Source organism: Streptomyces sp. NPDC039430, from assembly GCF_055639435.1.
In genome coordinates this window covers 69,911-82,294 of record NZ_JBVKAK010000018.1, presented here as the reverse complement: position 1 = coordinate 82,294, position 12,384 = coordinate 69,911, and the positions used below count along the sequence as shown (strand labels likewise).

The window sequence follows — 12,384 nt, the reverse complement described above, 5'->3', positions numbered from 1 at the left end:
GGTCCTGGGTGGTGGAGTCGCCGGGGGTTACGGCTTCTGGAACCCGGCGTCCTGGAGGATCTTCTGCGCCTCGGGCCCGCTGAGCCAGCCGACGAACGCGGCGGCGGCCTCGGTGTGCTCGGAGGTCTTGAGGGTGGCGGCGGGGTAGGCGGCGATGGCGTTCTGCGCGTCGGGGATGGCGACGGCGTCGACCTTGCCGGTCGCGGACTCGGCGTCGGTCTTGTAGACGATGCCCGCGTCGGCCTCGCCCAGCTCGACCTTGCTCAGCACGGCGCGCACGTTCGGCTCCTGCGAGACCGGCTTGACCACGATCTTCTGCGCGTCCAGGACCTGCTTGCCGTAGCGGCCGACGGGCACCTCGGGCGCGGCCAGGACGACCTTCAGCTTGGGGTCGGCGAGGTCCTTCAGGCTCTCGATCCGGTCCGGGTTGCCCTCGCCGGTGGCGATCACCAGCCGGTTCCTGGCGATGATCTCCGGAGAGCCGGTGTCGCCCCGGAGACCGTCCATCGTCTTGGTGTCGGCGGTGACCAGCGCGTCGGCGGGAGCGCCCTGCTTGACCTGCGCGGCCAGCTCCTGCGAACCGGCGAAGGAGAACGTCACCTTCGTGCCCGGGTGCGCCTTCTCGTAGGCGGCGCCCGCCGTCTTGAACACATCGGTCAGCGAAGAGGCGGCCAGCACGGTCAGGTTCGCCGCGTGGGCACCGCTCGCCGACGCCTCGGCGCTGGAGCCCGCGCCGGAGTCCTTCTTGCTGTCGCTTTCGCCGCCGCAGGCGGCCAGCGGCACGAGCAGGGCGGCGGACACGAGCACGGTCGCGGCACGACGCCGGGTGAGGGCGAGAGACATGAGGGTGGACTCCTTGGCGGTACGGGCCCGTACGGGCACGCGAGCGGACAGTGACAGGAGCGCCGGGGACGGGCGACGCCTCGGGGCGGTACGGAGTGCGGCACGGAAGGCCCGCGGGCCGCGCGGGCCCGGGAAACGGCGGCGTCGCGGCGCGCACCGCGACGCCTCGGGAACCGCGCGGGTCACGTGCGGTCGATGTGCACGCTGGTGGACTTCACACGGGCGGTGGCCTGTACGCCGACCTCAAGACCCAGTTCCTCGACGGCTTCCCGGGTCAGCAGGGAGACCAGCCGGTGCGGACCGGCCTGGATCTCCACCTGGGCGGCGACATCTCCGAGCTTCACGGCGGTGACGATGCCGGGAAACGCGTTACGGGCCGAGGTGTACGAGACGTCCTCCTCGCCCGTGTCGGTCTGCGCGAGCTCGATGGAGAACGCCGCGAGCGCGCGGCCGTCGATGAGACGGCGCCCGCCCTCGTCGCGATGGGTCGCGACCCGGCCCGCGTCGGCCCAGCGGCGCGCGGTGTCGGGGCTGACCCCGAGAAGCCTGGCCGCCTGACCGATGGTGTAGGACTGCATGTGCGACAAGATAGGCCGTATTCGCTCGCACATACAATTCTCAGGTCAATCATCCAGCGCTTTTGCGAGGTGCCTGGAGGAAGCCCCGAAAGCCCCGGTGGCCGGCCTGCCGCCCGAGAGCCGACTCAGCGCTTGACGGCCCGCAGGATGACGAACTTCGGATCACTGGTCACGGTCTCGCAGTTGCCGAAGAGCCGCCGCAGCTTGGTGTGGTAGCCGAGGTGGCGGTTGCCGATGACCCACAGCTCGCCCCCGGGCCGCAGCGCGGCGCGCGACCCGGTGAACATCCGCCATGCCGTCGCGTCGGTGGTCGCCTGATGCGTGTGGAACGGCGGGTTGTTCAGCACGAGATCGGCCGTCCCCGCCGGTACGTCCGTCATGCTGTCGCCGAGGACGAACTCGGCCGCGGTCCCGGCGTCGACGTTCTTGCGGAAGGTGGCCTCGGCCGACGCCACCGCCGAGAACGACTCGTCGATGAAGGTCACCCTGGCCGCCGGGTTCTCCAGCGCCATGGCCGTGCCCACCACGCCGTTGCCGCAGCCGAGGTCGACCACGTGCTCGGGTCCGTGGCGCCGGGGCAGATTGCGCAGCAGGAAGCGCGTACCGATGTCGAGCCGCTCGGCGCAGAAGATCCCCGCGTGGTTGACGACCGTACGGCCCGATACGGTTCCGAGCCCTTCCGGCAGCGCGTAGCTGTGCGGCCAGGGGCTGGGGGCTCGTGTGCGCCCCGGCGGGGCCGTGCCGAAGATCAGCCGTGCCTTTCTGACCGCGAGCGAGGTCCTGGTCGGGCCGAGGATCTGCTCGAACAGTCTCAGTGTGGACGTGTGGATCTCGGTGACCCGTCCCGTGCCGATGACCTCGGTCCCCGGATGCACCGCAGGGGCGAGCCGGTGCAGTTGGTCCTCCAGCAGCGCGAGGCTCTTGGGGACACGGATCAGCAGGACGTCGACGCGTTCCGGCGGGGTGTCCCTGGCCGAGAGCAGCCGTACGGAATCGCCGCCGACGCCGGCCCGGCGCAGATTGGCGCGGGTCGCCTGCTGGGTGAGATACGAGTCGGTGATCTGGACGAGCGGGTCCGCGACGAGCTGTTCGAGCCGGTGCGCGGCGAGGACCGTGGTCAGCGCGCCCCAGCGGTCGCCGACGACGACCACCGTGCCCGACAGGTCCGTCGGTTCGGTGCCTTCCTGCGCGTCGGCCGCCGGCCCGGCGCCGGAAGGCCCCACGCCCGTCGGGCCCGCGTCCGGTCGGCCCTCGTCCGCCGGCGCGTCGCCCGGCCGTCCGCCCTCCCCCTGCGCCGTGTCGGCTCCCGCGAGGTGCCGCAGCAGATACTCGTCGGCGGCGTCCCACGCGCGCAGCGTGTCGCGGGGATGCTCGGGGAATCGGGTGAGGCCGAACTCGCCCCAGGGTGTCGTCAAACGGTTCATCGTGGTCACAGGCTATCCGCCCGGGAGCGCGGCGTACGCGCCGAGGCGCACGCGGTGCCTGTTCAGCGCGGGTACGGCGCGCACCTTCACCGCCTCGGTCATCCGCTCGTCCACCACGACGCCGTCACGCCACCCACATCTCCCCGCCGCCGGTCCGTCCGCTCACCGGGCCGGCCCGTCCTTCGCCATCCGGCGCGCGCGGTCCAGGGCCGTCCGCGCCTGCCCGACCGTGAGGACGGCGGCGAACTCGCTGCGGGCGATCTCCAGCACCACCTGGGCGTCGGCGGGCGGATGAGGGTGTTCACGCAGCGCGATGTCCGCCGCCGCCTGGGCGAGCAGATCGTCGTCGGGGGACGCTCCCGGCTGGGACATGGTGCGCAGGACCTGGTGCCAGAGTCCGGCCATCGCGTCATTTCCCTTCGTGCGCGAGCCCGCCGCGCGCGCCGTCCGCACCGCCCACGCCGTCCGCAGTGTTCCCGGCGTCCGCACTGTGCCCGCCATCTCCACTGCGCCCGCCATCCCCACTGCTCTGGCCGGCCACACCGGTCCCGCCGTCCCCGCCGTCCGTGGGAAGCCCGGATCCAAGCCCGGATCCAAGCCCGGATCCGCCGTGGCCGGCGGAGAGGCCGAGGACGGCGAGAGCGTGGTGGACCAGTTCGTCGGCCAGCATCAGCGACGAGAACGCGCAGGTGTTACGGGCCCAGTGCCCGACCAGTTCGTTGACCGCCCCGATGAGGGCGACCATGGCGAGCCCGTAGTCGCGCCGTACGGCCTCGCCGCGCTCCACGGCGCGCTCGGCCTCCCCGATCAGGAAGTCGGTCCACAGGCCCCGCCAGAGCAGCCGGTGCTCCTCCACCGCGCGCCCGGCGCCGATGACCTCGATGAAGGCGATCCGGGTGGCGGCGGGATCGACGGTGACGGCGTCCACGTAGGCGCGGGTCAGGGCCGTGATCCTGTCGCGGGTGTCGGCGGACTCCGTCGCGGGATCGCTGAGGACCGTCAGGGCGGCTTCCATGCCCGAACGGGCGACATCGTTGTGCAGCGCGATCAGCAGTGCCTCGCGCCCCTCGAACTCCTCGTAGAACGCGCGGATGGAGACGCGCGCGGTGACACAGATGCGCTCGATGGACGTGGCCGGGTAACCGCGGGTGGTGAACAGTTCGGTGGCGGTCGTGAGCAGCCGCTCGCGGCGCCGTGCCCTGCGCGCCTGGCCCGTGCGGTCCTGCGCCGGGACCGTGTCCCCGGGGGGCCGGCCCGTACCGGCGGACGGCGGAGGCGGCTCCGCGGGCGACGGGCGCGCACCGGCGGGTGGTGGCCCCGTTCGCGCGGGCGACCGGCCCGTACCGGCGGGCGACGTGTCTGTGGATTTCCGGACCGGATCCATCCGACCTCCCCGAATCGCCCTGTGAACGTGCTGTGTTGCGTTGTCGCGTGGGGTGAGGGCGCTTATCGAGCATGGCACGCGTCGCAGGCCGACACGCCGTAATCCGAGAATGCTCCGCTGTCCGCCGTCGCGGTGCATTCCCGTGTGAAAACCACCCGAATGGCCGTCACGCCGGGCTCCCCCGGCGCCTGACGGCGATGCTCGTGCTCACCGGCGATACGGCGTCACCGACCAGCGGAGGGAGAGGGGCCGTGATGACCACTCCCGCGGACCGGGCGGAGCGCGGCCGGGCCGCACGCAAAGAGGCGTCCCGCTCCTCGCACGGTCTGTGGATACCCGCCGCCGACCGGCTCGATCCGCTCACCGTGCTGGCGCGCCAGACCGCCGGCCGCGTCCCCGAACTGCTGCCGCTGCGCTACGAACGCATGGCCGCCTCCCCGTTCGCCTTTCTGCGCGGCGCCGCCGCCGTGATGGCCGCGGATCTGGCCACCCAGCCCCGCACGGGACTCACGGTCCAGCTCTGCGGGGACGCCCATCTGCTGAACTTCGGTGTGTTCGCCTCGCCCGAGCGCGCGCTGCTCTTCGACCTCAGCGACTTCGACGAGACGCTTCCCGGCCCCTTCGAGTGGGATGTGAAGCGGCTCGCCGCGAGCATCGCGGTCGCCGCCGGCGAGAACGGCCACTCCGAGGCCCACACCCGGCAGGCCGTGCACGCCGCGTCCGCCGCCTACCGGATATCGATGCGGCGGTTGTCCGCCCGCGGTGAACTCGACGTCTGGTACGAGCGTCTGGACGCCGAGGACATCCTTCCTCTCCTGCGCGCGGAACACCGCAAGCGCGTCGGGTCGCGGCCGGCCCGCACCGAGGAGCGCATCGGGCTGCGGACACTGGACATGCTGACCGACGCGCAGGAGGGGCAGCGCGGGATCACCCCCGACCCGCCCCTGCTCGAACCGGTGAGCCGGCTCGACATGGCCGTGCTCCGCCGGATCTTCATCGGCTACCGGAGCACACTCCCGGAGGAGCCGCGCACACTCCTCGACCGGTTCCGCTTCATCGACGCGGCCCGCAAGGTCGTGGGCGTCAGCAGCGTCGGGACGCGCTGCTACATCGTGCTGCTGGAGGGCCGGCACGCCGGGGATCCGCTGTTCCTCCAGATCAGGGAGGCCGAACGGTCCGTGCTCGAACCCCATCTGCAGCAGAGCGCCTACCCGCATCAGGGCCACCGGGTGGTGGCGGGACAGCGGCTGCTCCAGGCGGCGAGCGACATCTTCCTGGGGTGGGTGACCGGGCCTGAGGGCCGGCACTTCTACTGGCGCCAGCTGCGCGACATGAAGGGCTCGCTCGTCGTCGAGGACATGTCGCCGCCCCTGCTGCACGACTACGCGCGGCTGTGCGGCGCGGCGCTGGCCCGCGCGCACGCCCGGTCCGGCGACCGGATCGCCATCGCGCACTACCTCGGCGGCTCCGACGCCTTCGACCGCGCCATGGCCGACTTCGCGCTGCGTTACGCCGACCGGAACGCGGCCGACCACGCCGCGCTCGCCGCGGCCCTCGCGGCGGGCCGGCTGCCGGAGGAGCGCCCCGGGCCGGTGGGGCGCCGCTGAGTCCGCGCCCGGTACCGCGCCGCCGCGGCTACCAGTCGTGCACGGTCCCGTCCGTGAGCCGGTTGACGGGCAGATAGGCCGGTTCGTACGGGAAACGCGCGGCGGCCGCGTCGTCGAGTTCCACACCGAGGCCAGGCTGATCGGAGGGATGCAGCAGCCCCTCCTCGAAGCGGTAGGAGGTCCGGAAGACCTCCAGCGTCCTCGCCGAGTGCCTCATGTACTCCTGGATCCCGAAGTTGTGCACGGCCAGGTCGAGATGGAGCGCCGCGGCCATCCCGACGGGAGAGATGTCGGTGGGTCCGTGGATGCCCGACTTGATGCCGTACAGGGCGGCCAGATCGAGGAGCTTGCGCATCGCCGTGACGCCGCCGACATGCGTGACCGCCGAGCGTACGTAGTCGATCAGCCGCTCGCTCAGCAGAACGCCGTAGTCGTGCGGGGAGTTGAAGACCTCACCGATGGCCAGCGGTGTGGTGGTGTGCTGCCGGACGAGACGCAGGGCCGTGGGGTCCTCCGCGGGCGTGGCGTCCTCCAGCCAGAACAGGTCGTACGGTTCGAGGTCCTTGCCCAGCCTGGCCGCCTGGACGGGCGTCATCCGGTGGTGTCCGTCGTGCAGCAGCGGCAGTGCGGGGCCGAACTCCGCGCGTACCGCCTCGAACACCGTGGGCATATGGCGCAGATACGCCCGGGTGTCCCAGACCTCCTCCACCGGCCGCGGCGGTCCGTCCGCCGCCCGGCGGGCGGGCTCGTAGTCGTAGCGGTCGCCACCGCCCGCGCCGGAGGCGGCCACGCCGTACACCGAGTCCAGCCCCGGGATCCCGGACTGGATACGGATGGCGCGGTACCCCTGGGCCAGATGGGCGCGTACGGAGTCCAGGATCTCGGGCACGTCCCGCCCCGAGGCATGGCCGTAGGCGAGGGCGCCGGTGCGGGAGGCCCCGCCGAGCAGCTGGTAGAGCGGCATGCCCGCGGCCTTGGCCTTGATGTCCCAGAGCGCGGTGTCCACGGCCGCGACGGCGGCCATCGTCACCGGCCCCCGGCGCCAGTACGCGCCGCGGTACAGGTACTGCCAGGTGTCCTCGACACGCCCCGCGTCCCGGCCGATCAGGAGCGGCGCCACATGGTCCGACAGATAGCTCTCGACGGCCAGTTCACGTCCGTTGAGGGTGCCGTCACCGAGCCCGGTGATGCCGTCCTCCGTGGTGACGCGCAGGGTGACGAAGTTGCGGCCGGGGCTGGTCACGATGGTGTCGGCAGCGGTGATCCTCATAGCGGGCGCGGCTCCTGTCGTTCGTACGAGAGGGAGGTGTGGCGGTGCCGTACCGCTCCAGGATGGCCCATGGCGTGTCCGCGCCCCAGAGTGTCTCCCCGGTGGGGCGCTCCCGGCGGCGGTCCGCTCAGCGCGCGGTCCGCACCAGCAGGAAGGCGGCCTCCCGCGCCCGCAGTGCCGGTTCCGCGGTGCCGAGTATCGCGGCGGTCACCATGGCTCCCTCGGCCAGGAGCTGGAGCTGGTCCGCCGTGTCCGGGGGCAGCTTCGCGGCGGCCACCAGACCGGCCAGATACCCCTTGAAGGCGAGCTTGTGCGCCCGCGCCTGCGCCGCGACCCGGGGTGAGGTGGCGCCGAGTTCGCCGTACGCGTTGATCCAGGCGCAGCCGCGGAAGTCCGGCTCCCCGAACCACGTGTGCAGATGGTCGAAGACCGCGAGGATCCGCTCCTCGGGATCCCGGTGGCGGTCCACGCGCTCGGCCAGTCGCCGCCGCCACACGAGGTCGCGCCGCGCGAGGTACGCCTCGACCAGCTGGTCCTTGGCGGGGAAGAGCTGGTAGAGCCGCTTGAGTGAGACCCCGGACGCTCCGCGGATGTCGTCCATGCCGACGCTCTGGACACCCCGGGCGTAGAACAGCCGCTCCGCCGCGTCCAGCGCCTGTTCCCTGGCGGCCGCGCCGTCCATCCTCGCCACACTCCCCACCCCGTTTCTGGTCCCTTCGCTCCTTGACCGGAGAACCATCGTTCTCTAGCGTAGCAACGAGAGTGGAGAACGCTGGTTCTCCCCCGTTGTCCGCACCGGTCCGCACCCCACTCCGCACCAGAAGGAGCCCGCGATGAGCACCCGCCCGCCCCTGCCGCCGTTCACCCTCGATACGGCGAAGCAGAAGGTCCAGGCCGCCGAGGACGCGTGGAACACCCGCGATCCGCACAAGGTCTCGCTCGCGTACACCGAGGACTCGCGGTGGCGTAACCGGGACACGTTCGTCACCGGCCGGGACGCCATCGTCGAACTGCTCACGCGGAAGTGGGAACGCGAGCTGGAGTACGCGCTGCGCAAGGACCTGTGGGCCTTCGAGGGCGATCGCATCGCGGTGCGCTTCCAGTACGAGTGCCACGACGCGGACGGTCAGTGGTGGCGCTCGTACGGCAATGAGCTGTGGGAGTTCGACGCGAACGGACTGATGTCCCGCCGCGAGGCGAGCATCAACGACGTACCGATCCGGGAGAGCGAGCGCCGGATCTTCGGCCCCCGGCCCGACGCGGAACGCGGGGAGTCCTTCCCCCTCCGCTGAATCGTCACGTGAGCCGTCGCGCGGCGTGCGCCACCGGACCGTCGAGTCGCGGTCCGCCGGGCGGGCGCGCCTCAGCCCGTGCTCAGGACCGGGCCCACGGTGTCGAGGGCGGCCCCGGCGTCATCGGCCAGCGTCACCGCCACCAGCCGCACCTGCTTGGACGGTACGAGGCCGGGGTTGGGCCGGAGCATGAACCGCCCCACGTAGTGCCCGCCGCCCGAGGCCCGCAGCTCGATGTCGCCCTCGGGCCAGCCGAGGTGTTCGATGTCCCACGGCTTGCGGTCCACGGTCAGCGTGCCGTCCTGTTCCAGCCGCGCCGGATGGCCGAGGAGGCTGCCGTACTCGAACCGGCAGCCGCGCAGCCGCAGGATCTCCACGAGATGGCGGCTCACCTGGTCGACCAGGGCGTCGGGCGAGCCGGTGGACTGCGCGAGCCGTGCGGTGTCATGGATCCGGCCGAGCAGCCCGGCGTCCACCACCGTCATGACATGCAGCCGTCTCGCGTGGGCGGCCAGCTGCGATACCGCGAGCCCCACCGCCAGCAGCAGCACCGCGGTCTCGATGTCGTTCGCGCCCGTGATGCTGAACCGCTCGAACGGCCGGGCCAGGAAGAAGTCGAACCACAGGGCCGCCGACAGCGCGGCCACCGCGCCGGCGACACGGTTGCCCAGGGCGGCGACCCCCACGACGACCAGGACGAGGATCAGCGCCAGGTCGGCGCTCGCCATGCCCGAACGGAACGGCAGCAGCACCAGGGCGACCGCGAGGGGCGCGATCAGCGCCGCGCCCAGTGCCACACGGTCGCGAAGCGGGAATCCCATGGTCCACCTCGCCGTCGTACCTCGGGAGCCGGGACCGAACCGTCCGGCCGCCGGATTCAGGACCGCCGCGACGGCCCTCGCTGTGAACTTTCCCGCGGCGGCCTCCGGGAACCCGGGCCGCCGGGGGTCTTGACGCGGCCCTGCCGCCGGCCGCGTCGACCTTGACGCGATCTTGACGCCCTCGGACCGGCCGTCCGTGCCGTACGGAGCGGCGGACACCCGACGTGGCGGCGGACGGGGCATGCACATCGGATAAAACGCCTGTGGTGCCACCGCGGCGCGTGATACGTCTCCGTGTCATGGACGATCTTGTGACTGAGCGGCTCGTGCTTCATCCGTTGAGTGTTCTGGAGGCCGAGCGGGTGGCCGCGGCCGAGCCGGCGGACGGGGATCTCTGGGCGCCCGGGTATCCCGCCGACGGCGACATGGTGGGGGCCAGACGCTATCTGACGACCTGTGCGATCACCGGTGATCCCCAGCCCTTCGGGCCGTACGAGATCCGCCGTCGCGAGGACGGGTACGCCATAGGCGGGCTCGGCTTCCACGGCGCCCCGGACGAGAACCTCACCGTCACGATCGGGTACGGCCTGATCCCGTCGGAGCACGGCAGGGGATACGCCTCCGAGGCCCTGCGCGAGCTGCTGCGGTTCGCGCGGACGAGCGGTATCACCCGTGTCCAGGGCGACACCGACCACGAGAACACCGCGTCCCAGCGCGTCATGACGGCGGTCGGGATGCGGCTCGTCTCGGAGGACGAGCAGGTGAAGTACTACGGGATCGTCTGGGCGGACGGCCGGCAGGCCGGGTGATGGTCCGGTGGCACCCGGCCCGTCGGGGCGGTCCGCCGCGCCGCGTCCCCCGCTATCCGCGGCGCGGGGTGGGCGTACGGCGGCGGGCCGACGGCCGGTCGAACACGCTGTCCATGGAAGGTTCGTCCTCCCCCTCGCCGTCGGGCAGCGGTGGCAGTTCCACGGTGTAGCGCGGTTCGAGGAAGATGTCGTGATGCTGCGGACGCGCGTTCGGCGCGGCCCCCGTGCTCGGTCCCTGCGACGGATCCTGACGGGACGGTGAAGAAGGCATGCACAACCGTTCGGAGAGTCGAGCGGCCGCGCGGCCCGAATGCCGATCGACCCGCTGGGAAGGTGTCTACCTCATCATTCCCCGTCCCGCATCAGCGCGGGTGGCCGGAGCGTGGCGCCACCGGTCCCGGCTGCTCGTCCGGCGTACCGCGTCGGCAAGTTCCACCGGGTGCGGGCCGGGGTGGTGAGAGGGCCCGTCCGCGCACCGCGCACCGGTCGGTGAGCAGGCTCGTACGGAGCTGATTCAGCGTACGCGAGAGCGGCCGCGGGACCCGCATCAGGAGGACCCGGAACCGCTCACCGGGCCGTTCACGCGCCGCCGTTCCGGCCCGCCGCTCCTCCGGGGAGCTTCCGTGACGCCGAGGCGGAACGCGCGTGCGGGCACTCGTACGGATGAATGAACCGCGGGCTGCCGCGGGGGCCGCCGGGGGCGACCGGGGGCGGTCCGGGCGAGTTGGGCGGGCCAACCGGGCCGGGCCGGGGAAGGGTGAGGTCGTGCGTCTTGTCCGAAACGCCGTGAGAGAGCCGGTGGCCGAGCTGGTGAAGGGGCGGCGCCCGCAGCCGGTCCTGGTCCAGACGATGCGGTCGGCCGCCGCCGCGACGATCGCCTACGTGGTCGCCCTGTGGCTGAGCAACGAGCCGGCGCCGCTGACCGCTCCCCTGACAGCGCTGCTCGTCGTGCAGGTCACGCTCTACTCGACCCTGACCACCGGCATCCGCAGGGTGAACGCCGTCGTCGCGGGGGTGCTGGTGGCCAGCGGCTTCAGTGTGCTGGTCGGGCTGACCTGGTGGAGCCTGGGGCTGATCATCGTGGCCTCGCTGATCGTCGGGCGGCTGGTCCGCGTGGACGAGTTCGTGCCGGAGGTCGCGATCAGCGCGATGCTCGTCCTCGGGGTGACACGGGTGGCGTCGACCGCCTGGGACCGGGTGCTGGAGACGCTGATCGGCGCGGTGGTGGGGCTGCTGTTCAACTTCCTGTTCGTGCCGCCGGTGTGGGTCCGTACCGCCGGCCAGTCCATCGAGGATCTGTCCCGCCGTATGCGCCAGTTGCTGCTGCGCATCGGGGAGGGGCTGACGGAGACCACTCCGGTGGAGCGCGCCGCCGACCGGCTGCACGAGGCGCGCCGCCTCGACCACGACATCAGCGCGGTGGACGCGGATCTCCGGCAGGCCGAGGACAGCGTCCGGCTCAACCCCCGGGTCAAGGAGGGGCTGCTGCGCCGCGTGGTGCTGCGTACCGGTCTCGACACTCTGGAGATCTGCACGGTGGTGCTGCGCGTACTGGCCAGGACCCTGACCGACCTCGCCAAGGAGCGTACGGAGGAGCCGCTGTTCCCGCAGGAGGTGGGGATCGCGCTCCAGGAACTGCTGGCCCGTGTCGGCAACGCCGTCGTGAGCTTCGCCGTACTGGTCACCACGGAGGCCAGCCAGAGCGCGGAGACCGCCGAGGCACGGCTCGCGGAGGATCTGGAGGCGGCGAACGCGAGCCGGGAGCGGCTGGCGGGGCTGCTGTTGGAGGGCGTCCAGCGGCACCCTCGTCAGTGGCAGCTCCATGGCGCGCTGCTCACGGAGATCGACCGGATCCTGGACGAGCTGGATATGGAGAACCGCTCCAAGCGGCTGATGGAGGAACTGGACCGCGCCTCGCGCGAAACGCGTGAGCGATACCCCCGGCTGGCCGCCATGTGGCAATGGGTACGCGACGCGTGCCACTGGGTACGGGACGCGCAGCCGCGGCGGGGTTAAGGGACCGGCCGGCCGATATACCGAACGGGGAAAGGGCGGCGTGGCGCCGGGCCTCTCCCGGCCATCGCTCTGGCGTGAATCGCTCGTTCACGGGGCAACGGGAAACTTCCGCCGGAATATTGACGGAGTTTTTGCCCGGAACGCAATGTGCCGAGGTGTATTCGGGCACGGACACCGTCCCGCGCTCCCTCCTGGCCCTGTAATCATGGGCGCCATCAGCGAGGACGGCGAGATCCGGCCGCCCGGCCGGATGTGATCAGGGGCCGCGCCCCCGCCGTCCGCGCCCGCCGGGCGGCCCGCTTTCCGGCGTCTCAGCAGGTCCATGGGGTGCGCGGAGAGC

The 12,384-nt window shown here is 72.0% G+C and carries 13 protein-coding genes; 4 read left to right on the top strand and 9 right to left on the bottom strand.

Going from position 1 to position 12,384, the window contains the following annotated elements:
- Nucleotides 1-27: 27 nt before the first annotated feature.
- From modA to ACZ7LS_RS31515, 5 genes are all read right to left on the bottom strand, one after another.
- The gene (gene modA / locus ACZ7LS_RS31535) at nt 28-843 is read right to left on the bottom strand and encodes a molybdate ABC transporter substrate-binding protein (RefSeq protein WP_385132881.1); all 816 of its coding nucleotides are present in this window, start codon (nt 841-843) and stop codon (nt 28-30) included.
- A 182-nt stretch (nt 844-1,025) separates the two neighbouring features.
- The gene (locus ACZ7LS_RS31530) at nt 1,026-1,421 is read right to left on the bottom strand and encodes a TOBE domain-containing protein (RefSeq protein WP_385132884.1); all 396 of its coding nucleotides are present in this window, start codon (nt 1,419-1,421) and stop codon (nt 1,026-1,028) included.
- Between the two features lie 125 nt (nt 1,422-1,546).
- Nucleotides 1,547-2,845: a methyltransferase gene (locus tag ACZ7LS_RS31525; protein WP_385132886.1), complete on the bottom strand. Its 1,299-nt coding sequence runs from the start codon at nt 2,843-2,845 to the stop codon at nt 1,547-1,549.
- Nucleotides 2,846-3,007: 162 nt separating this feature from the next.
- The gene (locus ACZ7LS_RS31520; protein ID WP_382526920.1) at nt 3,008-3,250 is read right to left on the bottom strand and encodes a hypothetical protein; all 243 of its coding nucleotides are present in this window, start codon (nt 3,248-3,250) and stop codon (nt 3,008-3,010) included.
- 4 nt (nt 3,251-3,254) lie between these two features.
- Nucleotides 3,255-4,229 carry a TetR/AcrR family transcriptional regulator gene (locus tag ACZ7LS_RS31515; RefSeq protein WP_385132889.1) on the bottom strand — a complete coding sequence of 325 codons (975 nt, stop codon included), beginning with the start codon at nt 4,227-4,229 and terminating at the stop codon, nt 3,255-3,257.
- 254 nt (nt 4,230-4,483) lie between these two features.
- On the opposite strand from ACZ7LS_RS31515, the gene ACZ7LS_RS31510 reads away from it, so the two are divergent.
- Complete coding sequence (locus tag ACZ7LS_RS31510; protein WP_385132891.1) at nt 4,484-5,836, top strand: DUF2252 domain-containing protein; 1,353 nt, start codon at nt 4,484-4,486, stop codon at nt 5,834-5,836.
- 28 nt (nt 5,837-5,864) lie between these two features.
- On the opposite strand, the gene manD is transcribed toward ACZ7LS_RS31510, so the two are convergent.
- Nucleotides 5,865-7,106 (bottom strand): D-mannonate dehydratase ManD, encoded by a 1,242-nt coding sequence (gene manD / locus ACZ7LS_RS31505; RefSeq protein WP_382668702.1) that lies wholly within the window; start codon nt 7,104-7,106, stop codon nt 5,865-5,867.
- 127 nt (nt 7,107-7,233) lie between these two features.
- The gene (locus ACZ7LS_RS31500; RefSeq protein WP_385132982.1) at nt 7,234-7,788 is read right to left on the bottom strand and encodes a TetR/AcrR family transcriptional regulator; all 555 of its coding nucleotides are present in this window, start codon (nt 7,786-7,788) and stop codon (nt 7,234-7,236) included.
- 151 nt (nt 7,789-7,939) lie between these two features.
- Here ACZ7LS_RS31500 and ACZ7LS_RS31495 point away from each other — a divergent pair, with 151 nt between their 5' ends.
- The gene (locus ACZ7LS_RS31495; RefSeq protein WP_382873012.1) at nt 7,940-8,398 is read left to right on the top strand and encodes a nuclear transport factor 2 family protein; all 459 of its coding nucleotides are present in this window, start codon (nt 7,940-7,942) and stop codon (nt 8,396-8,398) included.
- A 71-nt stretch (nt 8,399-8,469) separates the two neighbouring features.
- On the opposite strand, the gene ACZ7LS_RS31490 is transcribed toward ACZ7LS_RS31495, so the two are convergent.
- Nucleotides 8,470-9,219, bottom strand: a complete 750-nt coding sequence (locus ACZ7LS_RS31490) for a DUF4118 domain-containing protein (RefSeq protein WP_382526938.1) — start codon at nt 9,217-9,219, stop codon at nt 8,470-8,472.
- Nucleotides 9,220-9,518: 299 nt separating this feature from the next.
- On the opposite strand from ACZ7LS_RS31490, the gene ACZ7LS_RS31485 reads away from it, so the two are divergent.
- Complete coding sequence (locus ACZ7LS_RS31485) at nt 9,519-10,028, top strand: GNAT family N-acetyltransferase (protein WP_382668688.1); 510 nt, start codon at nt 9,519-9,521, stop codon at nt 10,026-10,028.
- Nucleotides 10,029-10,080: 52 nt separating this feature from the next.
- Here the strand turns inward: ACZ7LS_RS31485 and ACZ7LS_RS31480 are convergent, their stop codons facing one another.
- On the bottom strand, nt 10,081-10,299 hold the full coding sequence (locus ACZ7LS_RS31480; RefSeq protein WP_382526944.1) for a hypothetical protein: 219 nt from the start codon (nt 10,297-10,299) through the stop codon (nt 10,081-10,083).
- Nucleotides 10,300-10,793: 494 nt separating this feature from the next.
- Between ACZ7LS_RS31480 and ACZ7LS_RS31475 the strand changes: the two genes are divergently transcribed.
- On the top strand, nt 10,794-12,044 hold the full coding sequence (locus ACZ7LS_RS31475) for an FUSC family protein (protein ID WP_382873007.1): 1,251 nt from the start codon (nt 10,794-10,796) through the stop codon (nt 12,042-12,044).
- Nucleotides 12,045-12,384: the final 340 nt, after the last annotated feature.

What these genes read in the sequence shown, in the direction of transcription:
- modA (WP_385132881.1), bottom strand. Translation starts at nt 843, where the DNA reads ATGTCTCTCGCCCTCACCCGGCGTCGTGCCGCGACCGTGCTCGTGTCC.
- ACZ7LS_RS31530 (WP_385132884.1), bottom strand. Translation starts at nt 1,421, where the DNA reads ATGCAGTCCTACACCATCGGTCAGGCGGCCAGGCTTCTCGGGGTCAGC.
- ACZ7LS_RS31525 (WP_385132886.1), bottom strand. Translation starts at nt 2,845, where the DNA reads ATGAACCGTTTGACGACACCCTGGGGCGAGTTCGGCCTCACCCGATTC.
- ACZ7LS_RS31520 (WP_382526920.1), bottom strand. Translation starts at nt 3,250, where the DNA reads ATGGCCGGACTCTGGCACCAGGTCCTGCGCACCATGTCCCAGCCGGGA.
- ACZ7LS_RS31515 (WP_385132889.1), bottom strand. Translation starts at nt 4,229, where the DNA reads ATGGATCCGGTCCGGAAATCCACAGACACGTCGCCCGCCGGTACGGGC.
- ACZ7LS_RS31510 (WP_385132891.1), top strand. Translation starts at nt 4,484, where the DNA reads ATGACCACTCCCGCGGACCGGGCGGAGCGCGGCCGGGCCGCACGCAAA.
- manD (WP_382668702.1), bottom strand. Translation starts at nt 7,106, where the DNA reads ATGAGGATCACCGCTGCCGACACCATCGTGACCAGCCCCGGCCGCAAC.
- ACZ7LS_RS31500 (WP_385132982.1), bottom strand. Translation starts at nt 7,788, where the DNA reads ATGGACGGCGCGGCCGCCAGGGAACAGGCGCTGGACGCGGCGGAGCGG.
- ACZ7LS_RS31495 (WP_382873012.1), top strand. Translation starts at nt 7,940, where the DNA reads ATGAGCACCCGCCCGCCCCTGCCGCCGTTCACCCTCGATACGGCGAAG.
- ACZ7LS_RS31490 (WP_382526938.1), bottom strand. Translation starts at nt 9,219, where the DNA reads ATGGGATTCCCGCTTCGCGACCGTGTGGCACTGGGCGCGGCGCTGATC.
- ACZ7LS_RS31485 (WP_382668688.1), top strand. Translation starts at nt 9,519, where the DNA reads ATGGACGATCTTGTGACTGAGCGGCTCGTGCTTCATCCGTTGAGTGTT.
- ACZ7LS_RS31480 (WP_382526944.1), bottom strand. Translation starts at nt 10,299, where the DNA reads ATGCCTTCTTCACCGTCCCGTCAGGATCCGTCGCAGGGACCGAGCACG.